Consider the following 21,305-nt stretch of genomic DNA (forward strand, 5'->3'; position numbering starts at 1 on the left):
CGGAACAGCTTGGGCGCAGCATAGTTCTGTACAGGAATACCTGCGTGCAGGAAGGAATGCCAATGGGACTGACCGAAGGCCGCTGGGCCAAGACGATCTGGGACAACCCCGCTGAAATCATCCGGACGCTGACGCCCGAAAACCCGGTGATGGTGTTCGCGCCGACCGTTCTGCAAGCGGCCGCGCGACGATTTCACGAAGGATTTCCGGGCCTTGTGACCTATGCCGTCAAGTCGAACCCGGATGAGGCGGTGATCCGCACGCTGACGGCTGCGGGCATCAAGGGCTTTGACGTGGCCTCCCCCTATGAGATCGACCTGATCGGGCGGCTCGCCCCCTCGGCCGCGCGGCACTATCACAACCCCGTCCGCGCGCAGGCGGAAATCGCCCATGCGGTCGAGGCCGGGATTCGCGCCTGGTCGGTCGACAGCCGGTCCGAGCTGGAGAAGCTCTTCGCCCGCGTTCCGGCCGAAGATTGCGAGATCTCGCCGCGTTTCAAGCTGCCGGTGCTGGGGGCCGCCTATGATTTCGGCTCGAAATTCGGCTCCTCGCCCGAGCTTGCGGCCGAGCTTCTGCGGGCGGTCGCCGAGCGTGGCTATATCCCCTCGCTGACTTTCCACCCCGGCACGCAATGCAACGACCCCGCCGCATGGGAAAGCTATATCCGCATGGCCGCCGAGATCTGCGAGGCGGCGGGCGTGAAGGTGCGGCGGCTGAATGTGGGCGGCGGCTTCCCCTCGCATCGCGTGGGGGGGATCGAGCCCGACCTGACCGCGATCTTTGACCGGATCGGCCAGACCACGGCAGAGGCCTTCGGCCCCGACACCCCCGCGCTTGTCTGCGAGCCCGGGCGCGGCCTTTGCGCCGATGCGTTCTCGCTGATCGCGCGGGTCAAGGCGGTGCGCGACGGCGCGAATGTCTTCCTCAACGACGGGGTTTACGGTGCGCTGACCGAGCTTCCGCAGATCGGCAATCTTGATCGGCTGCAGGTGTTTTCGCCCGAAGGCACGCTGCGCGAGCAGGAACCGCAGCCGCGCGCCATCTTCGGGCCGACCTGCGATTCGCTTGACCGCCTGCCCGGAGAAATGGCGCTGCCCGCCGATATCCAGGAAGGCGACTACGTGATTTTCCACGGTGCGGGGGCCTATTCGCTGGTCACCAACACCCATTTCAACGGCTTCGGCCAGATGGCGCAACTGACGGTGAAGAGCCTCCTCTAAGCCGCCCCTCGCACCGTCGCGTCGCGCCCAGTTTCGATTGTGACGAGTATGACGAGTATACGGGAAACTGACACCTTCGTGGTGCTGATGGACGGGACACTGGCTTCGCTGGAGCGGGGCCAGCGCACCTCGATTGCGCGAATTCACACGCTGCTCAGCAGCAGACCCAGCCCGGTCCCGCACAGCCTGCGCATCCATTATTCGGCGGGGGAACAGTGGAACGCATGGCGCCACCTGCCCAGCCTTGCCATGGGCAGCGCGCTTGAGACGCATATCGCCCAGGCCTATGACTGGCTGGCCCGGCATTGGGAGCCGGGCGATCCGCTGTTCATGTTCGGCTATTCGCGCGGGGCCTTTGGCGTCCGTTCGCTGGCCGGAATGATCGAGCGTGTGGGCCTTCTGCGCCCCGAATGCATGACCGACAAGCACGCGCGCATGGCATGGCAGCTGTATCGCAGCCGCGCCGATGAACAGACCCGCGCGCAGTTTCGCGACCGCTACTGCCACGCCACCGTGCCCATTCGCATGATCGGCACTTTCGACACGGTGAAGGCCTTGGGGTTGCGGCTGCCGTTCCTGTGGATGCTGACCGCACCGCGCTTTCGCTTCCATGACGAACAGCTTGGACCTCATATCGAACACGGGCTGCAGGCGCTGGCGCTGGATGAGACGCGCTCGGCCTTTTATCCGGTCCTCTGGGACAGCAAGAACGCCGCTGGCCGGGTCGAGCAGATTTGGTTTCGCGGCTGCCATCCCGACATCGGCGGCCAGCTGGACGGGATGGAGTTTGCCCGCCCGCTGGCGAATATTCCGCTGGTCTGGATGCTGACGAAGGCGCAGTCCTATGGGCTTGAGCTGCCCGACGGCTGGCAGCGTCATTTCCCCTGCGATCCGACCGCGCCCTCGGTCGGTTCATGGCGGCATTGGGGCAAGGCGTTTCTGGCGCGCGCGCCGCGCATCGCAGGCGAGGACCCGTCCGAGGCGCTGCACGACAGCGTGCCCATCCCCTATACCGGCCCCGCACTGCTGGTCGGCGCACTGGAAAGCGCGGCCCCGCGGCGCAGGCCCCGGCGAGCGCCACGGCAGATCATCGATGAGGATGCCCTGCCGCGTTAACGCTTAGGCCGCCTGATCGATATCGTTCTGCGGGTGCAGGCCCAGACGACCGCAGACCTGCAGCGTCAGCTCGGGCTTGTTCAGCGTGTAGAAATGCAGCCGGTCGACGCCACCCGCGATCAACTGCTCACACAGGTTGACGCAGACATCCAGCGCCAGCCGCGCCTCGCCTTCCTTGCCCGCTTGGGCGAAGGCCTCCTCGGCCCATTGCGGAACCGAGGTGCCACAACGCTCGGCAAAGCGGCGGGCACCGGCCCAGCCCTGGATCGGCAGGATGCCGGGGATGATCGGCGCGCGCACACCAGCCGCTGCGCATTTGTCGCGGAAGCGGAAGAAGGTGTCGGCGTCAAAGAAGAACTGGGTGATCGCGCTGGTCGCGCCAGCGTCCGACTTGCGCTTCAGCCAGGCGACATCGGCGGCGGTGTCGGGGCTGTCCGGATGCGGCTCGGGGTAGGCGCCGCAGCGGATGGTCATGTCGCCACGCTCGGCGATGGCGGCGATCAGCTCGACCGAATCGGCGAACCCGTCGGGATGCGGGGCGAATTTCGCCTGCGCCTGCGGGGCGTCACCGCGCAGGGCCACGATCTCGGTGATCCCGGCATCGGCGTAATCCTGGACGATCTGCAGGGTCTCGGCCCGCGTCGCCTCGACGCAGGTCAGGTGCGCCGCCACGTTCAGCCCGCAATGCGAGGCCAGCGCCGTCACCGCCTCATGCGTCAGCTGGCGCGTCGTGCCACCGGCCCCGTAAGTGACCGAGACGAAGTCCGGACCCAGCGGCGCAAGGGCGCGTGCGGTTTCCCACAGACGGAACGACTGGTCCAGATTCCGGGGCGGAAAGAACTCGAAGCTGACGGCGGGCGTGGTCATGGCAGATCATCCTTTTGTTGCAGGGCTTGTGCCATGCCAGCTGAAGTGAGACAAATTCATAATCCGCAACATCTTCATGAGAACCGCTCAAGATGCATCTGGAACTCCGGCACCTGCGCAGCCTGCGGGCGATCCATGAACAGGGCGGCCTGGCCCGCGCGGCCGAGGTGCTGAACCTGACGCAATCGGCGCTTTCGCATCAGATCAAGGCGCTGGAGGAACAGACCGGCGTCCAGCTTTTCCTGCGCAAGACCAAGCCCTTGCGCCTGTCCGCGGCGGGGATGCGGCTCTTGCGCACGGCCGAGCAGGTGCTGCCCCTGATTGACGCCGCCGAGGCCGAGTTTCGCGCCGTCGAGCTGGGCCGCGCCGGTCGTCTGCATGTCGCGATGGAGTGCCACCATTGCTTCGACTGGCTGCTGCCGGTGATGGACAGTTTCCGCCGCGCCTGGCCCGAGGTTGATCTGGACATCCGCTCCAGCCTGTCGCTGAAGGCGCTGCCCGCGCTGGTGCGGGGGCAGGTCGATGTGGTGATCTCGTCGGACCCCGAGGAAATGCCCGAGGTCACCTTCCTGCCGCTTTTCGATTATGCGCCCACGATCGTCGTGCCCGCCGACCACCCGATGGTCGCCAAGGGCTATGCCGAGCCGCAGGATCTGGCCGGCGAGACGCTGATCACCTATCCGATGGAGCGGGCGCGGCTGGACGTCTTTTCCCAGTTCCTTGATCCTGCCGGGGTCGAGCCCGCCCATCTGCGCCAGGTCGAGCAGACGGCGGTCGCGCTGATGCTGGTCGCCTCGGGGCGCGGGGTGGCGGTGATGCCCGACTGGGTGCTGCGCGCCCATGCCGCGAACCCCGAACTGAAACTGCTGCCCCTGACCCGTCGCGGCATGGTGCGCCGCATGTATGCCGCGATCCGCACCGAGGACATGGCCCAGCCCTTCATGTCCTATTTCCTCCGCCTCGCCCGGACCGAACCGGTGCGGCTGATGCGGGGGGCAGGGTGACGCATCCACCGGGCCTCGCTGTCTGTGGTATTTCGCCCACGCATCGCTCGCGCGTCCGGCCCTCAGCTTGACCCGTGGGCGGCGCCTTCCTATCTGCCCGCCCATGACACACAACCGCTTTCATACTGTCTGAAGCCCCGCGTCACACCGCTTGTGACCCGGGGCCGGCTTCAAACTTCATCGCAGGCTGAACCCCTGCAAGTTTGAACGCGCCATGGCCATGCCGTGGCGGCCGATAGGTTGTATCATGAATATCTCGAAAATTGAGCGCAGAGCGCTCGAAATGCTGTCCTTTGGCGGCAGGGTCATCGTTGAAAAAGACGGGCGCAACGCGCTTCTGGATGTCAGTTTTGTCACGCGTGAGGGCTGGTTTATGGACGGGGTCGGGGAAACCGAGTTCCGCACGCTTCGCAGGAAGAAGATGATCCTGTCGCGCGATGGCGGCGATTATCGCATCACCCGCAAAGGTGTGGAAGCCCTGCAAATCGCCCGTCGCCGCTAGATCCCTCTGGCGCGGCAAGGGGCCGTCCGGCGTGAGCTTTCGCGCCGGACGATGCCGCGTGGCCGGTCAAACGACAGGCGCCTGCCTTCCGACGGGCAGATGCCCATGATATCCGACCCGCGCAGGCGTCAAAGGAAAACCCATGCTCAAGGTGATCGCACAGGATTTCATACGGCCCGAGGCGGTTGAAATCGTCCGGCCTCTCTATGACGAACTCGTGCGCCTGACGCGGGCCGAGCCTCTGTGCCTCAGCTATGATCTGTTCGTCGATCAGAAGGACCCGGGGCATTTCATCTTCATCGAGACCTGGCCCGACAGGGCGGCGCTGGACGCCCATTGCGCGACCGAACATTTCCGTCGCCTTGTGCCCCGGATCAACGCCCATCAGCGTCAGGACGGCACCTTCATCCTGATGGATGAATTCCCGGGCTGAGCCCCGACAACCCGCTGCGGCACCCTTCCAAACTTCCACCGCGTACCGCTTCACTTTTCGCGGGCAAGCGCCTATGACGCTGGGCAATCCCCGAAAGGAACAGCCATGGCCAGCGCCAACCTCAACATCATGATCAAGGCCGCGCGCAAGGCGGGCCGCAGCCTCGTGAAGGACTTCCGCGAGGTCGAGAACCTTCAGGTCAGCGTCAAGGGCGCGGGCGATTTCGTCAGCCGCGCCGACCGCGAGGCCGAGCGGATCATCAAGGAAGACCTGCGCGGCGCGCGCCCGAACTATGGCTGGCTGGGCGAGGAAACCGGCGAGGAAGCAGGCGAGGACCCCACTCGCCGCTGGATCGTCGATCCGCTGGACGGCACCACCAACTTCCTGCACGGCCTGCCGCATTGGGCGGTCTCGATCGCGCTGGAGCACAAGGGCGAAATCGTCGCCGCCGTGGTCTTCGACGCCGCCAAGGATGAACTTTACACCGCAGAACGCGGCGACGGCGCCTTCCTGAACGACCGCCGCATCCGCGTCTCGGGTCGTCGCCAGATGATCGAGTCGATCTTTGCCACCGGCATTCCCTTCGCCGGTCGCGGCACCCTGCCCGCGACCATCAAGGACCTCAGCCGCCTGATGCCGCTGACCGCGGGCGTGCGCCGCTGGGGCGCGGCCTCGCTGGACCTCGCCTATGTCGCCTCGGGCCGCTACGACGGCTATTGGGAACGCGGGCTGAAGCCCTGGGACGTGGCCGCTGGCATCCTGCTGGTCAAGGAAGCGGGCGGCTTTGTCGAACCGATCCGCCCCGAGCAGAGTGTGATCGAATCAGGCTCGATCCTGGCCTGCAACACGTTGCTTTTCGATGAATTCGCGACGGTGATCCGCTCTCCGCACTAAGCGGGGCGGTCGCGGCTTGACCTTTCGCGCTTTCGGGCGCACAGGCGATTGGACCTCACCGGAACATCGCCATGCCGCAGCACCATGAACACGGCCAGCTGACCTCAGATCTGGCCGCACCCCCGACTGCCCTTGCGCAGGACGGGCAGACCAAAGCCATTCTGATGATGTGCGCGGCATCGCTGATCTTTGCCGCGCAGGACGGGATTTCGCGCCATCTTGGCTCCAGCTACTCGCCGATCTTCGTGGTGATGCTGCGCTACTGGTTCTTTGCGCTTTTCGTCACGCTGCTGGTGGCGCGCCAACCGGGCGGGCTGAAGCGTGCGATCCGCACCAAGCGCCCGCTAAGCCAGATCGCGCGCGGCGTCATTCTGGTCTTTGAGGTCGTCGTCACGGTCGAGGCCTTCGTGCGGCTGGGCCTCATCAACACCCATGCGATCTTTGCCTGCTATCCGCTGCTGATCGTGGCGCTCAGCGGGCCGTTTCTGGGCGAAAAGATCGGCTGGCGCCGCTGGGCGGCGGTCGGCGTCGGCTTCATCGGCATCCTGATCGTGCTGCAACCCGGGCGCGGCGTCTTCACGGTCGAGGCCGGGCTGCCGTTCCTCGGCGCGGCCATGTTCGCCGTCTACAGCCTGCTGACGCGGCATGTCGCACGCGACGATCCGGCGATGGTCAGCTTCTTTTGGACCGGCATCGCGGGCGTCGTCGCCATCACGCTGGTCGGCCTGCGCGAGTGGGAGCCGATCGCCGCCTCCGACCTCCCCTGGCTGCTGCTGTTGTGCATGACCGCCTGCACCGCGCATTACCTGCTGATCCGCGCCTATGAGCTGGCCGAGGCCTCGGCGCTGCAGCCCTTCGCCTATACGCAGCTGGTCTGGATCAGCCTTTTCGGCGTCACCATCTTTGGCGAAACGCTGGCCCCGCATGTGGCCATCGGCGGGGCGATTGTCGTCGGAGCGGGCCTCTTTACCTGGTGGCGGTCGCGGGTCCGGGCACGAGCGGGGCTGAACTAGCCTCCTCAACCTCGGCCTGCTGGACCACCTGCGGCGGGGTCGTCACCTGCAACGCAGCACCACCCATGGCCACCTGCAACATCGCCCGCAACGACATCGGTGGCCGCTTCGAATAAGCCAGCCGGATCGGCGGCTGAGGTGGCGGGGGCAGAAGCCCGCCCCCCGTCAGCTCATAGGTCGGGACCAGCGGCGCGGGCCTGCCCGAGATGCGGGCGCGATAGATCGGCATCGCCTCGGCCACGCGCATGACGTAGTTGCGGGTTTCGTCAAAAGGGATCAGCTCGACCCATTCGATCGGATCGGCGCTGCGGCGCAGATCGCCGAACTCTCCCAGCCAGCGCGCCGGTCGCCCCGGCCCGGCGTTGTAGCCCGAGGCGGTCAGCGCAATCGAAGTGCCGAAGCGCTCCCGCAGCCCCTCCAGATAGGCCGCGCCCAGCCGCGCGTTATAGGCGGCGTCCTGCGTCAGGCGGGGCTGGTCATAGGGCTCGCCCAGCTTGCGCGCCATGCTGCGCGCGGTGTCGGGCATCACCTGCATCAGCCCAAGCGCCCCGGCATGCGAGCTGACAGTGTGGTTGAATTCGCTCTCGCGACGGGCAATCGACATCACCAGCTCGGGCGGCAGGCCCAGAGGCTTGGTCTCAAGCCCGGTCAGCGGGAAATAGGCGGCGGGATAGATCGCGCCCTTGGCCGCGGCGGCCTTGGCCAGCCGCAGCGCGTACCAGGGCCGCTTCACCTCCAGCATCAGCCGCGCCATGCGCCCGATGTCCTCGCCCGAGGCGGTTTCGGCCAGATGCAGGAAGAAGCGCTGCGCCTGCTCGGCGTCCCCTGCGGCCAGCAGCCAGACGCCCGCCTGCCAGACGTTGTTTTCCCGCAGCGCGCTGCCGCGCCATTCGGGCAGGGTCTGCACCCCCTCGCCGGACACCGCGAAATCCCGCGACATGGGCAGGCGCAGATGTTCGGCGGCCAGCTGGCCGTAATAGGCCGATTGATGCTGGGCGGCGCGCTGGAAGGCGATCTCGGTCGCCATGGCGTCGCCCCGCGCCTCGGCCGCGCGCGCCTGCCAGTAATAGGCGCGCGACAGGGTGATCGGGCTGGTCGAGTTCGCCGCCAGCCGCTGGAAATGCGCCGTCGCGCGGTCCGCCGCGCCCTGACGCAGCGCGGCATAGCCCGCCAGCCACTCCAGATCGGTGAAAGTCGTGTCGCTGCCCTGCGGCAGGAAATGGTTGGCGGCCAGCCGTTCGGCCAGCGCCCAGTCTTGGGCGCGCATGGCCGCGCGGGCATAGTCGGCGCGGCGCGTGGCCCATTCCATCGGCAGCCGCAGCGCCTCGGCGCTGGTCGAGCGTTCCAGCATCAGATCGCGGGCCAGATCGCCCATTTTCGACTTCACCCGCCAGCGGAAGCGGTCCAGCGCCAGCCCGGCATCGTCACGCTGGCTGTCGGGCAGCGCGAGGATCAGCCGGTCGACACCCGCCTGCCCCGATTGCATGGCGATGCGCGTCCGCGCCAGCCGTGCCGCATCGGTCGAGCCCATCGGCAGCATGGCCTGCGCGGCCTGCCATTCGCCAAGGTCGAGCAGGGTCGCCAGCCGCTTGTCATGCAGCGGCACCAGCTCGGCCCCGAAACGGTCAAGGAAGCGGCGCTGCTCGGTCGCGTTCAGCGGCTGGTTGATCCAGAAACGCTCAAGCTCGGCCTCGGCGGCCTGCGGATCGGTCTGCCGCAGCGCCGAGATATAGGCGATGGCCCCGGTCACCGTGTCGGGACGCCGGTCACCGAACCAGCCGATCACCTCATCCGCAGGCAGATCTGGGCGCAGCAGCACATCGCCGCGCTGGTAAAACAGCGCCATTCCCGGCCAGTCGCCATGCCGGGCGGCAAAGTCGCGATACTCGGCCCATGTGCCCTGCCCGGCGCGAAGCCGCTGCCAGTCGATCAGCGCCGCCGCCATCGGCCCCGAGCGTGCCGCCGCCTCAGTCGCCGCTGTCCAGTCGCGCGCGCCCGCCGCCGCCAGCGCGCGTGCCAGCTGGTCCTTGTCCTCGGCCATGGCAGGCAGCGCGGCAAGGCTTGCCGCCAGCGCAAGGACAGAGCCGAGAAGCCGGGTTTTCAATGGATGCATCATAAGCGCATTTGTGCGGGAAGCGGCACGATGCCGCAACTCACAACCTTGGCAAGCGGCCTTTGCCCATGTATGGCCGGTTTGAACCCAACTTCAGGATACTGTCATGTTCAAAGGCTCCATGCCCGCGCTGGTCACGCCCTTCACCGCAGATGGCGAACTTGATCTTACGGGGCTCGAGAAGCTGGTCGAGTGGCACATCGAGCAAGGCTCTCACGGTCTTGTCCCGGTCGGCACCACCGGCGAAAGCCCCACGCTCAGCCATGATGAACATAACAAGGTCACCGAAGTCGTCGTGAAGATCGCCGCCGGCCGGGTGCCGGTCATCGCGGGCGCGGGCTCGAACTCGACCCGCGAAGGCGTCAGCCTGATCCAGGCGGCGCAGACCGCAGGCGCACAGGGTGCGCTGGTGGTGACGCCCTATTACAACAAGCCGACGCAAGCCGGGCTGATCGCGCATTTCACCGCCGTGCATGATGCGTCGGACCTGCCGATCATCATCTACAACATCCCCGGCCGCTCGGTCATCGACATGTCGCCCGAAACCATGGGCGAGCTGGCGAAGCTGCCGCGCATCGTTGGCGTCAAGGATGCCACCGGCAAGCTGGAGCGCGTGTCGATGCAGCGCATCACCTGCGGCAACGACTTCATCCAGCTGTCGGGCGAGGATGCGACCGCGCTTGGCTTCAACGCCCATGGCGGCACCGGCTGCATCTCGGTCACCGCGAACGTCGCGCCAAAGCTGTGCGCCCAGTTCCAGGAGGCCACGCTGGCGGGCGATTACGCCAAGGCGCTGGAGTATCAGGACAAGCTCATGCCGCTGCACATCGCCATCTTCCTTGAACCGGGCGCGGTTGGCGTGAAATACGCCATGTCGCGGCTGGGTCTGTGCAATGACCGGGTGCGGCTGCCGCTGGTCGGCCTGACCGCTGGCACCAAGCAGCAGATCGACAAGGCGCTGGCGCACGCGGGTCTGCTGTAAGCCGACCCCTCCGCCTCAACCGATCAAGGTGACGCCCGCAGCCCGCGCGGCGTCACTTTTCATTCGGGCCTTCGGTTTCCGGAACCGGCGGGCGCGAATCATGGCCATAGGTGCGCCAGGTGCCGCCCGTGGTGGGCTTCGGCAGATCCTCGGGGCGCAGGGACAGGTGCATGATCGCCTTGGCGATGAAATTGCCGGTCAGCGGCGCGGTCAGGAACAGGAACAGCGGGATCAGCAGCTCGTGCCAGCTGACGATGCCGCCAAAGACCGGCATCCAGACCAGCGAGGCGACCAGCACCGAGCCCACGCCCAGCGTCGCCGATTTCGTCGGCCCGTGCAGCCGCATCATCGAGTCGGGCAGCCGCACCAGACTGTAAGAGCCGACGAAGCCGAAATAGGCCCCGCAAAGCAGAAGGAAGGTCACGACGATTTCAGCGATCAGTTCCATGATGTCCCTGCCTATTCGATGATGTCGCCACGCAGGACGAATTTCGCGAAAGCCACGGTCGACACGAAGCCCAGCATGGCAAACAGCATCGACGCCTCGAAGAACATCGTCGTGCCGTGCTGGATGCCGAACAGCGTCAGAAGCGCGATGACATTGACGGTCATCGTATCCAGCGCCAGCGCGCGGTCGGGGATCGTGGGCCCGACGACAATGCGGTAGAGGCAAAACAGCAGCGACACCCCATAGGCCGCAAAGGCCAGCCAAAGCGCATAGGCGATCATGCGAAGATCTCCTTCAGGCGGGATTCGTAGCGGGTCTTGATCTCGTCCAGCACGTCCTGCGGCTCGGGCGCATGCAGGCAATGGACCAGCAGCGATCCTCCGTCCTCGGACAGGTCGCAGCTGACGGTGCCGGGCGTCAGGGTGATGGTGGCAGCCAGCGCGCTGATCGCCTCGGGCTGGGTCAGCTCCAGCGGGATCGAGATCCACGCCGGGCGCAACTGGTCGCGCGGCATGAACAACACGATGCGCGAGACGGCGATATTGGCCTTGATGATGTCCCAGACGACAATCCCCAGAAACGCGGGGATCTTGCCCGGCCTGCGATAGCGCGCGCTGTCGGGCCAATAGGGCGCAGTGATCAGCGGGATCGCGATGCCCAGCATGATCGCAAAGACCAGCGAGCCGACGGCCCAGCGATTGACCAGCATCATCCAGATGGCAATCAGCATCAGGGTCATGAACGGGTGGGGCAGGATGCGGCGGATCATTTCGTGCCCTCCTGATCGGCCAGCACCGCCTTGAGATACAGCGCCGGGTCGTAAAGCTGATCGGCCGTCGCTTGCGCAAAGCGGGTCGCGGGGCCTGCAAAGACCGTCAGCGCCAGCACGGTCGCCAGAAGCGCCATGATCGCGGTGACCGACAGCCAGGGCGCGGGCTCATCGCTGCGAAGGGGCGCGGTCGGGAAATCGGCAGAGCCGCCTCCGCCGCCCAGCACGACCTCGCCAAAGGGTTTCAGGTATAGCTTCGTGCCGACCCGCGACATGCCGACCAGCGCGATCAGCGAGGTCACCAGGATCACCGACCAGATCAGCGGCATCGCGGGCGCGCCCGCCGTCGCATCCAGCACCATCAGCTTGCCGATGAAGCCCGAGAACGGCGGCAGCCCCACCACGGCCACCGCCGCCGCAAAGAACAACGCCGAGACCAGCCCGGATTGCGGCATCACCGTACCGGCGCGCAGCCAGTAATCTCCGCGCCAGCGCGCGCTGAGGTCCAGCACCAGAAATAGCGTCGCCGCCGCCAGCGTCGAATGGACCATGTAATAGATCGCCGCCGTCATCGCCTCGGCATTCATCTGCGAGACCGCGATCATCAGCGTCCCGACCGAGCCAAGGGCGGCGAATGCACCCACCCGCAGAAGCTGGCGGCTGCCCATGATGCCGATCTGGCCCACGGCCAGCGTGATCAGCGCGGCAGGCAGCAGGATCTCACTGGCCAGCGTCCCCGCCACGGTGTCATGCGGAAAGATCAGCGTGAAGAAGCGGATGATCGCATAGACGCCGACCTTGGTCATGATCGCGAACAGCGCCGCCACCGGCCCCGGCGCATTGCCATAGGTCGAGGGCAGCCAGAAATGCAGCGGCACCAGCGCCGCCTTGATCGCAAAGACCAGCATGATCAGCACGGCCCCGGTGCGCAGCAGCGCGGTATCCTCGGGCGGCATCTGGGCCACGCGCGCGGCCATATCGGCCATGTTCAGCGTGCCGGTGACCGCGTAAAGCACGCCCAACGCCACCAGAAACAGCGCCGAGCCCGCCAGGTTCACCACCACATATTGCACGCCCGCGCGGACCCGCATCTCGCCCCCGCCATGGGTCATCAGGCCGTAACTGGCGATCAGCAGGATCTCGAAAAAGACAAACAGGTTGAAGGCGTCGCCGGTCAGGAAAGCGCCGCAGACGCCCATCAGCTGGAACTGCCACAGCGCATGGAAATGCCAGCCCTTGCGGTCCCAGCCCGAGCCGATGGCGTAAATCTGCACGATCAGCGCCACGACCGAGGTCAGCAGCACCATCATCGCCGCCAGCCGGTCCAGCATCAGCACGATGCCGAAGGGCGCGGCCCAGTTGCCAAGGCGATAGACCATCACCTCGCCCGCCGAGGCCTGCCCCAGCAGGATCAGCGCCACGACGACCAGAAGCGCGGTGCCGGTGCTCGAAAACACCCGTTGCAGCGGCAGGTCGCCCCGCATCCACAGAAGCTGAAGCGCGCCCAGGACGGCGGGCAGCAGGACCGGGGCAATCATCAGATGGTTCATGCCCGCGGCCCTCTCTGCGTGTCGCCCGTCTCGGGGATGCGGTCGGCCTCTGGCATGTCGATGCGGTCATCGCCGCCCTCCAGGAAGCTGCCGATGGCCATCACCACCACGACGGCGGTCATCCCGAACGAGATCACGATGGCCGTCAGGACCAGCGCCTGCGGCAGCGGGTCGGTATAGGTCGTGACGCCCTTTTGCAGGACCGGCGGCGCGTTGACCACCAGCCGCCCGGTCGCGAACAGGAAGACGTTGATCGCATAGCTCAGCAGCGTCATCCCCAGCACCACCGGGAAGCTGCGCTGGCGCAGCACCAGATAGATGCCCGCCGCCGTCAGAAGGCCGATTGCACTGGATACCAGCAATTCCATCAGAGGCCCCCTTCGCTTGCGATGCTTTGGCGCGCCTTCTGCGCGATCCGCGACAGCGAGTTCAGCGCCAGCATCACCGCGCCCACGACGCACAGGAACACGCCAAGGTCAAAGCCCATGGCCGAGGCCAGCTCGAACTCCTCCAGCCCCGGCAGCTTCACATAGCCAAAGGCCGAGGTCAGGAAGGGCTTGCCCGCGAACCATGCGCCAAGCCCGGTGATCCCGGCGGCCAGAACGCCCGCGCCGATCAGCCCATGATAGGGGACGCGCTGGCGCGCCTCGGTCCAGACCAGACCCGAGCCGATATATTGCAGGACCAGCGCGACCGAAACGATCAGCCCCGCCACGAAGCCTCCGCCCGGCTGGTTATGGCCGCGCAGGAAGATGAACATGGCGACCATCAGCGACATCGGCAGGATGATCCGCGACGCCACCACCAGCATCAGCGGGTCCTGATCGCCCGCCCGCGACCGCCCCGAGATCCAGTCGGCCAGCCTGCGCAGCGAGGCCCCACGGATCAGCGTCTCGGTCAGGGCAAAGATCGTCAGCGCGGCGATGCCCAGCACGGTGATCTCGCCAAAGGTGTCATAGCCGCGGAAGTCGACCAGAATGACGTTCACGACATTGTCGCCGCCGCCCAGATCATGGCTGTTCGCCAGCATATAGCCCGAGATCGGCGCGAATGCGAAATCGCTGCGCAGCACGGCATAGGAGAGCCCGCCGATGGCAAGCCCCGCCAGCGTCGCGATGAAGACATGCCAGCCGCGCCGCAGATCGCCGCTTTCAACCGGGCTGTGCCCCGGCAGGAAGTTCAGCGCCAGCAGCAGCAGGATGACCGTCACCACCTCAACCGAGATCTGCGTCAGCGCCAGATCAGGCGCCGAGAGATAGACGAAACAGCCCGAGACGATCAGCCCGATGATCCCCACCATGATCAGCGACAGCACGCGGTTGCGGTGCCAGAAGATCAGGCAGACGGTCGCGACCACGACAAGGAACCAGCCGATCAGCGCCACCGGCTGGATCGGCAGCATCGGGCGGTCCAGCGCGGACAGCTGCCCGCTGCTGAAGGCCCAGGTGCCGCAGATCACCACCATCAGCGTCATCGCCGCCAGCGACCGCGCCATCGAGCCATTGGTCAGCCCGTCGGTCAGCTTTTGCGCCAGACCGACGCAGGCGTTGACCAGCGCCTCGAAGATGGTTTTCGCATCGGGGCGGCGGAAGCTGTTGCGGATCGCCAGCAGGCGCGGCTGCAGCGCCAGCAGGATCACCCCGCCGATGAGCGCGATGCCCGACATCATCAGCGCAGGTGTGACACCATGCCACAGGGCCAGATGCGGGTGCAGCGCCTCTTGCGTGACCGCGCTGGCCGATGCCTCGACCAGCCAGCCCGCCATGACCTGCGGCGCAAGGCCGATCAGAATCACCAGCACCGCCAGCAGCGCGGGCGAGGCCCAAAGCCCGAAGCCCGGATCATGCGGCTTCAGCGGATAGTCGGTGCGCTTGGGCCCCATGAAGACCTGCCAGATGAAGCGCAGCGAATAGCAGACCGACAGCATCGCGGCGAAGGTCGCCAGCACCATCAGCACATGCGGGCCGCCAAAGCTGGTATGGGCCGCCTCTTCCAGCATCAGCTCTTTCGACAGGAAGCCGTTCAGCGGCGGCACGCCCGCCATCGACAGGGCGGCAATCGTGCCGATGGTGAAGACGATCGGCATCAGCCGCATCAGCCCGCCCAGACGCGCGATCGAGCGCGTGCCGGTCTCATGGTCGATGATCCCGGCGGTCATGAACAGCGCGGCCTTGAAGGTCGCGTGGTTGATGATGTGGAAGACGGCGGCAATCGCGGCCTCGCGCGTGCCAAAGCCCAGCAACATGGTGATCAGGCCCAGATGCGAGACCGTCGAATAGGCCAGCAAATCCTTCAGATCGTCGCGGAACACGGCAACCGCCGCGCCCAGCAGCATGGTCACCAGACCCGCGCCAGTGACCAGCCAGAACCATTCAGGCGTGCCGGACAGCACCGGCCACAGCCGCGCCATCACGAAGATCCCCGCCTTCACCATGGTCGCCGAATGCAGATAGGCCGAAACCGGCGTCGGCGCGGCCATCGCGTGCGGCAACCAGAAATGGAAGGGGAATTGCGCCGATTTGGTGAAGGCGCCCAGCAGGATCAGCAGCAGCGCGGGCAGATACATCGGGCTTGCCTGAACGGCCTCACGCTGGGTCAGGATGTCCGAAAGCTCATAGCTTCCCGCGATACTGCCCAGCAGAAGCATGCCCGCGATCATCGCAAGGCCGCCCATGCCGGTCACGGTCAGCGCCATGCGTGCGCCGCGACGGCCTGCCTCGGTTTCCTTGCGAAAGCCGATCAGCAGGAAGGAGGACAGCGAGGTCAGCTCCCAGAAAATCAGCAAAAGCAGGATGTTGTCGGACAGCACGATGCCCATCATCGCGCCCTGGAACAGCATCAGATAGGTGAAGAAGCGGCCGGATTCGTCGCGGTCGGACAGATAGGCACGGGCATAGGCGATGATCAGCAGGCCGATCCCCAGGATCAGCAGCCCGAACAGCAGCCCCAGCCCGTCCAGCCGGAAATTCGCGGCCAGACCCAGTTGCGGCACCCATTCGATGCGCGAGGTGAGGACCTCTCCCGCCAAGACGGCAGGGGCGTGGATCACAAGGCCGATCAACGCAATCAGGGTGGCCGTCCCGCAGGCAAGCGCCGCGACATCGCGGCCGGAACGGATCAGAAGTCCTGGGAACAGGGCCCCGATGAACGGCATCAGGGCGATCAGGGCTATGGACATGCTCACTCTTCGCTGTTTGGTTTTGTCTGGGGGATGCCCCCCCCGGTGTCAACCCAGACACGGAAGACGCTAGGCGATGTTCGCGTTTCGTGCTAATGACGCGAAAAAAGGAAACAGGCATGAAGATCATCGGGATAGACCCCGGGCTGCGGAACATGGGTTGGGGCGTCATCGAGACCGATGGCCCCCGGCTGAGGCATGTGGCGAATGGCATCATCCACTCGGACGGGGGAGATCTGGGGCCCAGATTGCTGGTGCTGTTCCGGGGCCTGTCGCAGGTCATCGCGACCCATGCGCCCGATGCGGCGGCGGTCGAACAGACCTTCGTCAACAAGGATGCCGTCGGCACGCTGAAGCTGGGTCAGGCGCGCGGGATCGCCCTGCTGGCCCCGGCGGAAGCCGGGCTTGAGATCGGGGAATACGCCCCCAATGCCGTCAAGAAGGCCGTCGTTGGCGTCGGCCATGCGGGCAAGGAACAGGTCGAACATATGGTGCGCTTCATGCTGCCCGGCGTCGAGCTGGCGGGGCCGGACGCCGCCGACGCGCTGGCCATCGCCATCTGCCACGCCCATCACCTTCAGGGCCGGTCCCTGCGCATCAAGGCCTCGGCATGATCGGGCGGATTGCTGGCGTCATCCTGCACCGGGCGCAGGATCATGTGCTGATCGACGTGCGCGGCGTGGGCTATATCGTCCATGTCAATGAACGCACCGCCGCCACCCTGCCCCCCGTGGGTCAGGCAGCGGCGCTTTATACCGAACTGCTGGTGCGCGAGGACCTGCTGCAGCTTTTCGGCTTCACCACCCTGATCGAGAAGGAATGGCACCGCCTGCTGACCTCGGTTCAGGGCGTCGGCTCGAAGGTGGCGATGGCCATTCTGGGCACGCTGGGGCCGGATGCGCTGGCCCGCGCGCTGGCGCTTGGCGACTGGTCGACGGTGCGCAAGGCGCCGGGCGTCGGCCCGAAACTCGCGCAGCGGATCGTGATGGAGCTGAAGGACAAGGCCCCCGCCATCATGGCGCTTGGCGGCGCGCTGACCGTCGATCCGGGGCCGATGCCGGTCGTAGACGTTGGCGACGCGCCCGAGGCCCCGGCCCCCGCGCCGAAACCGTCGCGCGCGGCGCAGGCCTCGGCGGCCAGCGCCAGTGCGGATGCGCTGTCGGCGCTCTCGAACCTGGGTTATGCTCCGTCCGAGGCCGCCGCTGCCGTGGCCGAGGCCGCAGGCGCGGAACCCGGTGCCACCACGCCCGCGTTGATCCGCGCGGCCCTGCGGCTGCTGGCACCAAAGGAGTAAGACGATGCAAGGAAACCTTCGCACCTTCGTCCTGATGGCGGTGATGACCGCGCTGGTGATGGGCATGGGTTGGCTGCTGGGCGGTCAGGGCGGCGCCATTCTGGCGCTGGTGCTGGCGGGGGCGACCAATGTCTGGGCCTGGTGGAACAGCGACAAGGCGATCCTGCGCCAGCAGGGCGCGGTCGAGATCCGCCGCGATCAGGCCCCCGAACTGTTCGACATGGTGGCGACGCTCGCGCAACGCGCGGGCCTGCCGATGCCCAAGGTCTATATCCTGCAGACCGAACAGCCGAACGCCTTTGCCACCGGGCGCGACCCGCAGAATGCGGCGGTCGCGGTCACGCAGGGCATCATGCGCCTGCTGAGCCGGGATGAGCTTGCGGGCGTCATCGCGCATGAGCTGGCCCATATCCGCCACCGCGACACGCTGACCATGACGGTCACGGCGACGCTGGCGGGCGCGATTGCCATGCTGGGCAATATGATGATGTTTTCCAGCATGATGGGCGGGCGGGACGACAATCGCGGCGGCGGGCTGGGCGCGCTGGTGGCGATGATCTTCGCCCCGCTGGCGGCGGGTCTGGTGCAGATGGCCATCTCGCGCACGCGGGAATATGAGGCCGACCGCACCGGGGCCGAGATCAGCGGCCAGCCTCTTGCGCTGGCCTCGGCCTTGGCGCGGATCGCGCAGACCTCGCAGCGCATCGTGAACGAACCGGCCGAGCGCAACCCGGCGGCCGCATCGATGTATATCATCAACCCGCTGCACGCGCTGCGCATGGACCGGCTGTTTGCCACCCATCCCCCGACCGAAGAGCGCATCGCCCGCCTGCAAGCCATGGCGAGGCAGGGATGAGCGCACCCGAACCCATGCTGCGCCCCGACCCGATGGAGGGCGATTCCGAAGACCGCGCGCTGCGCCCCCAGCAGCTGACGGATTTCGTGGGTCAGGCCGAGGCGCGGGCGAACCTGCGCGTCTTCATCGAAAGCGCCCGGATGCGCGGCAAGGCGATGGATCACACGCTGTTCCACGGCCCGCCCGGACTGGGCAAGACCACGCTGGCGCAGATCATGGCGCGCGAGCTGGGCGTGAACTTCAAGATGACCTCGGGTCCGGTGCTGGCGCGTGCGGGCGATCTGGCCGCGATCCTGACCAACCTTGAGGCGCGCGACGTCCTGTTCATCGACGAGATCCACCGCATGAATCCGGCGGTCGAGGAAATTCTCTATCCCGCGATGGAGGATTTCGAGCTGGATCTGGTCATCGGCGAAGGCCCCGCCGCGCGCACCGTGCGGATCGAGCTGCAGCCCTTCACGCTGGTCGGGGCGACGACGCGGCTTGGCCTGCTGACGACGCCTCTGCGCGACCGTTTCGGCATCCCAACGCGGCTGCAGTTCTATACCATCGATGAGCTGGACCTGATCGTCTCGCGCGGGGCACGGCTTCTGGGCATCGACAGCGACCCCGCCGGCACGCGCGAAATCGCCCGCCGTGCCCGTGGCACGCCCCGCATCGCCGGACGCCTGCTGCGCCGGGTTATCGATTTCGCGCTGGTCGAGGGCGACGGTCGCCTGTCGCGAGAGATTGCCGATATCGCCCTGACCCGGCTGGGCGTGGATGAGTTGGGGCTGGATCAGGCCGACCGCCGCTATCTGTCGCTGATGGCCGAGCATTATGGCGGCGGCCCGGTCGGGGTCGAGACCCTCTCGGCTGCGCTGTCGGAAAGCCGCGATGCCATTGAAGAGGTCATCGAGCCCTATCTGATGCAGCAGGGCCTTGTCGCCCGCACGCCCCGGGGTCGCATGCTGGCCCGGCTGGGCTGGCGGCACCTTGGCCTTGACGCCCCCCGAACTCAGGAGAGCCTGTTTGATGAGTGATGCCCCGCCCACCTCGCCTGAAACCGAGGCCCGCGTGCGCGCCAGCTATGCGCGCCAGTCGCTGATGACGACGCTGGGGGCCGAACTGACCGAGGTGCGCAGCGGCGAGGTGACCATCACCGCGCCGATCCTGCCTCTGGCGCGGCAGCAGCATGACGTTGGGCATGCGGGGCTGGCCTTCTCGATCGGGGATACGGCGGCGGGCTATGCCGCGCTGACCCTGATGCCCGCAGAGGCCGAGGTGATGACGGTCGAGATGAAGATCAACCTGCTGGCGCCCGCGAGCGGCGACCGGCTGGTCGCGATCGGTCGGGTGATCCGGCCCGGGCGTCGGATCATGGTCGTGGCGGGGGATGTCTGGGCTGAAACGGGCGATCAGCGCCGCCATGTCGCGATGCTGCAAGGAACGATGATCCCGGTCTGATGGCAGACAGGGCCCCGGCGGGGCCCTGTGCCGGAAATCTCAGATCGTCAGGCCTTCGGGGTCCGGCAGGCCATTCACCCGCGCGGTCGCGGTCAGGGTATTGGCCAGCAGGCAGGCGATGGTCATGGGACCCACGCCGCCCGGAACCGGCGTCATCGCGCCCGCGACATCGGCCACGGCCGGGTCGACATCGCCCACCAGCCCGTCATCGGTGCGGTTGATGCCCACGTCGATCACCGTCGCGCCCGGCTTGATCCAGTTCGCCTTGACCATCATCGGACGCCCCACGGCGGCCACGACGATATCGGCTTTCTGGCAGACCGAGGGCAGGTCCTTGGTGCGGGAATGCGCAATCGTCACCGTCGCGCTGTCGCCCAGCAGAAGCTGCGCCATCGGCTTGCCGACGATGTTCGAGCGGCCGATGACCACCGCGCTCATCCCCGACAGATCGCCCAGCTGGTCGCGCAGCAGCATCAGGCAGCCCAGCGGCGTGCAGGGCACCATCGCCTTCTGCCCGGTGGACAGGCGGCCGACGTTCTGGATCGAGAAACCGTCCACGTCCTTCTCGACCGAGATCGCGTTGATGACCGCCTCTTCATCCAGATGCTTGGGCAGGGGAAGCTGCACCAGAATGCCGTTCACCGCCTTGTCGGCGTTCAGCCGGGCGATCAGCGTCAGCAGCTCCTCCTGCGAGGTCGAGGCGGGCAGCTTGTGCTCATAGCTGTGCATGCCGACTTCGGCGGTCTGCTTGGCCTTGTTGCGCACATAGACCGAACTTGCCGGATCTTCTCCGACCAGAACCACTGCCAGACCGGGGACGATCCCGCGATCCGCCTTCAGCTGCGCGACCTGCGCGGCGATTTTCTTTCGCAGTTCCTCAGCGAAAGCCTTTCCGTCGATTCGGGTAGCAGTCATTCGGTTCTCCGTAGTTGTTCGAGTGCGCGATCTTCCTGTGCGATGAAATGTTCCATCATGAGACGCCAGACGCCCTCGGCCAGATCGGGGTCCAGACCGGCGGCGGCGGCATTGCGGCGGGCATTCTCTGCCACTTCGTCAACCCGGGACGTGATCCGCGCGGGCAGCCCCTCTTTCGCCTTGATGCGTGCTGCCTCGTCGATCAGGGCCGAACGCTCGGCCAGAAGGGCAATCAGTCTTTCATCAAGGCGGTCGATTCGTGCGCGAAGGTCTGGCATTGCCGAACCCTGCGGAAGCTCTTGGGCGGGATCAGGTCTTTGGGTCATGCGCGAGGGATGCACGCCCAAAGCCCTTCGCGCAAGTCGATAGTATGTTTGAAATGCCACAGTTGATGAGCGAATTTCCGCCGATCGATGTCAGATCTGGCCGATGTGCACGATTTGCCCTCAGATCAAAGCATGGGGGTCGCACCCGCGATCAGGGAAAGGAGCGCAACATGAGCCCGGCCGCAGTCATCATCAACTTCGGGTTTGCCCTGGGTCTGGCGCTTGGCGCAGCGATGCTTCTGCTGCTGTGAACCTGGGGCCCGGGGGCCGAATCTGCCACATGCGCGGCCCTGAGGCCCCGCACCTGTCCTTTCTGACAGCGACGACGCCCGTCACCGCCGTTGGACGACTCGGCCATGAGGCGCAGAATGAATGAACT

At 66.4% G+C, this 21,305-nt stretch carries 24 protein-coding genes; 14 read left to right on the top strand and 10 right to left on the bottom strand.

Features of this window, described 5'->3' with window-relative positions:
* Window positions 1–62: 62 nt before the first annotated feature.
* Both IQ24_RS09525 and IQ24_RS09530 read left to right on the top strand, forming a co-directional pair.
* A complete protein-coding gene (locus IQ24_RS09525; RefSeq protein ID WP_145397722.1) occupies window positions 63–1,220 on the top strand; it encodes a type III PLP-dependent enzyme in 1,158 nt (385 codons plus the stop codon).
* A 48-nt stretch (window positions 1,221–1,268) separates the two neighbouring features.
* Entirely contained in the window at window positions 1,269–2,336 is a 1,068-nt protein-coding gene (locus IQ24_RS09530) for a DUF2235 domain-containing protein (RefSeq protein WP_242008054.1), read from the top strand.
* A gap of 3 nt (window positions 2,337–2,339) precedes the next feature.
* On the opposite strand, the gene metF is transcribed toward IQ24_RS09530, so the two are convergent.
* Window positions 2,340–3,203, bottom strand: a complete 864-nt coding sequence (gene metF, locus IQ24_RS09535; RefSeq protein WP_145397723.1) for a methylenetetrahydrofolate reductase [NAD(P)H] — start codon at window positions 3,201–3,203, stop codon at window positions 2,340–2,342.
* A 92-nt stretch (window positions 3,204–3,295) separates the two neighbouring features.
* Between metF and IQ24_RS09540 the strand changes: the two genes are divergently transcribed.
* The 5 genes from IQ24_RS09540 to IQ24_RS09560 all read left to right on the top strand — a co-directional run bounded on the left by IQ24_RS09540 (window position 3,296) and on the right by IQ24_RS09560 (window position 7,049).
* Window positions 3,296–4,207, top strand: coding sequence for a LysR family transcriptional regulator (locus IQ24_RS09540; RefSeq protein ID WP_145397724.1), 912 nt, complete (start codon window positions 3,296–3,298; stop codon window positions 4,205–4,207).
* A gap of 214 nt (window positions 4,208–4,421) precedes the next feature.
* A complete protein-coding gene (locus IQ24_RS09545) occupies window positions 4,422–4,709 on the top strand; it encodes a YjhX family toxin (RefSeq protein ID WP_199756535.1) in 288 nt (95 codons plus the stop codon).
* Between the two features lie 142 nt (window positions 4,710–4,851).
* Complete coding sequence (locus IQ24_RS09550) at window positions 4,852–5,142, top strand: putative quinol monooxygenase (RefSeq protein WP_145397725.1); 291 nt, start codon at window positions 4,852–4,854, stop codon at window positions 5,140–5,142.
* A 105-nt stretch (window positions 5,143–5,247) separates the two neighbouring features.
* On the top strand, window positions 5,248–6,036 hold the full coding sequence (locus IQ24_RS09555) for an inositol monophosphatase family protein (RefSeq protein ID WP_145397726.1): 789 nt from the start codon (window positions 5,248–5,250) through the stop codon (window positions 6,034–6,036).
* 71 nt (window positions 6,037–6,107) lie between these two features.
* Complete coding sequence (locus IQ24_RS09560) at window positions 6,108–7,049, top strand: DMT family transporter (protein ID WP_145397727.1); 942 nt, start codon at window positions 6,108–6,110, stop codon at window positions 7,047–7,049.
* On the opposite strand, the gene IQ24_RS09565 is transcribed toward IQ24_RS09560, so the two are convergent.
* Complete coding sequence (locus IQ24_RS09565; RefSeq protein ID WP_145397728.1) at window positions 7,003–9,162, bottom strand: lytic transglycosylase domain-containing protein; 2,160 nt, start codon at window positions 9,160–9,162, stop codon at window positions 7,003–7,005. The genes IQ24_RS09560 and IQ24_RS09565 overlap by 47 nt on opposite strands.
* A gap of 106 nt (window positions 9,163–9,268) precedes the next feature.
* Here IQ24_RS09565 and dapA point away from each other — a divergent pair, with 106 nt between their 5' ends.
* A complete protein-coding gene (dapA, locus tag IQ24_RS09570) occupies window positions 9,269–10,144 on the top strand; it encodes a 4-hydroxy-tetrahydrodipicolinate synthase (protein WP_145397729.1) in 876 nt (291 codons plus the stop codon).
* 52 nt (window positions 10,145–10,196) lie between these two features.
* On the opposite strand, the gene IQ24_RS09575 is transcribed toward dapA, so the two are convergent.
* From IQ24_RS09575 to IQ24_RS09600, 6 genes are read right to left on the bottom strand one after another with little or no spacing between them, the layout of a single operon-like run.
* On the bottom strand, window positions 10,197–10,592 hold the full coding sequence (locus IQ24_RS09575; protein ID WP_242008056.1) for a Na+/H+ antiporter subunit G: 396 nt from the start codon (window positions 10,590–10,592) through the stop codon (window positions 10,197–10,199).
* 11 nt (window positions 10,593–10,603) lie between these two features.
* Entirely contained in the window at window positions 10,604–10,873 is a 270-nt protein-coding gene (locus IQ24_RS09580) for a K+/H+ antiporter subunit F (protein ID WP_145397730.1), read from the bottom strand.
* Window positions 10,870–11,361, bottom strand: coding sequence for a Na+/H+ antiporter subunit E (locus tag IQ24_RS09585; protein ID WP_145397731.1), 492 nt, complete (start codon window positions 11,359–11,361; stop codon window positions 10,870–10,872). Before IQ24_RS09585 ends, IQ24_RS09580 begins: the two co-directional genes overlap by 4 nt.
* Window positions 11,358–12,911, bottom strand: a complete 1,554-nt coding sequence (locus tag IQ24_RS09590; protein ID WP_145397732.1) for a monovalent cation/H+ antiporter subunit D — start codon at window positions 12,909–12,911, stop codon at window positions 11,358–11,360. Before IQ24_RS09590 ends, IQ24_RS09585 begins: the two co-directional genes overlap by 4 nt.
* Entirely contained in the window at window positions 12,908–13,279 is a 372-nt protein-coding gene (locus IQ24_RS09595) for a Na+/H+ antiporter subunit C (protein WP_145397733.1), read from the bottom strand. Before IQ24_RS09595 ends, IQ24_RS09590 begins: the two co-directional genes overlap by 4 nt.
* Window positions 13,279–16,089, bottom strand: a complete 2,811-nt coding sequence (locus tag IQ24_RS09600) for a monovalent cation/H+ antiporter subunit A (RefSeq protein WP_145397734.1) — start codon at window positions 16,087–16,089, stop codon at window positions 13,279–13,281. Before IQ24_RS09600 ends, IQ24_RS09595 begins: the two co-directional genes overlap by 1 nt.
* Window positions 16,090–16,208: 119 nt before the next feature.
* On the opposite strand from IQ24_RS09600, the gene ruvC reads away from it, so the two are divergent.
* The 5 genes from ruvC to IQ24_RS09625 are packed head-to-tail and all read left to right on the top strand — an operon-like array spanning window position 16,209 to window position 19,685.
* Window positions 16,209–16,703 carry a crossover junction endodeoxyribonuclease RuvC gene (gene ruvC / locus IQ24_RS09605; RefSeq protein WP_145397735.1) on the top strand — a complete coding sequence of 165 codons (495 nt, stop codon included), beginning with the start codon at window positions 16,209–16,211 and terminating at the stop codon, window positions 16,701–16,703.
* Window positions 16,700–17,383, top strand: coding sequence for a Holliday junction branch migration protein RuvA (gene ruvA, locus IQ24_RS09610; protein WP_145397736.1), 684 nt, complete (start codon window positions 16,700–16,702; stop codon window positions 17,381–17,383). The genes ruvC and ruvA overlap by 4 nt, the downstream gene beginning before the upstream one ends.
* 4 nt (window positions 17,384–17,387) lie before the next feature.
* A complete protein-coding gene (htpX, locus tag IQ24_RS09615) occupies window positions 17,388–18,239 on the top strand; it encodes a zinc metalloprotease HtpX (RefSeq protein WP_145397737.1) in 852 nt (283 codons plus the stop codon).
* Window positions 18,236–19,261: a Holliday junction branch migration DNA helicase RuvB gene (gene ruvB / locus IQ24_RS09620; protein ID WP_145397738.1), complete on the top strand. Its 1,026-nt coding sequence runs from the start codon at window positions 18,236–18,238 to the stop codon at window positions 19,259–19,261. Before htpX ends, ruvB begins: the two co-directional genes overlap by 4 nt.
* Window positions 19,254–19,685 (top strand): PaaI family thioesterase, encoded by a 432-nt coding sequence (locus IQ24_RS09625; RefSeq protein ID WP_145397739.1) that lies wholly within the window; start codon window positions 19,254–19,256, stop codon window positions 19,683–19,685. The genes ruvB and IQ24_RS09625 overlap by 8 nt, the downstream gene beginning before the upstream one ends.
* 39 nt (window positions 19,686–19,724) lie before the next feature.
* Here IQ24_RS09625 and folD read toward each other — a convergent pair whose 3' ends face one another.
* Window positions 19,725–20,600 (bottom strand): bifunctional methylenetetrahydrofolate dehydrogenase/methenyltetrahydrofolate cyclohydrolase FolD, encoded by an 876-nt coding sequence (gene folD / locus IQ24_RS09630; RefSeq protein WP_145397740.1) that lies wholly within the window; start codon window positions 20,598–20,600, stop codon window positions 19,725–19,727.
* Window positions 20,597–20,878 (bottom strand): chorismate mutase, encoded by a 282-nt coding sequence (locus IQ24_RS09635; RefSeq protein ID WP_242008057.1) that lies wholly within the window; start codon window positions 20,876–20,878, stop codon window positions 20,597–20,599. Before IQ24_RS09635 ends, folD begins: the two co-directional genes overlap by 4 nt.
* 113 nt (window positions 20,879–20,991) lie before the next feature.
* On the opposite strand from IQ24_RS09635, the gene IQ24_RS09640 reads away from it, so the two are divergent.
* Complete coding sequence (locus IQ24_RS09640; protein WP_145397742.1) at window positions 20,992–21,177, top strand: hypothetical protein; 186 nt, start codon at window positions 20,992–20,994, stop codon at window positions 21,175–21,177.
* Window positions 21,178–21,305: the final 128 nt, after the last annotated feature.

The organism is Paracoccus sulfuroxidans (genome assembly GCF_007830335.1).
Lineage (GTDB): Bacteria > Pseudomonadota > Alphaproteobacteria > Rhodobacterales > Rhodobacteraceae > Paracoccus > Paracoccus sulfuroxidans.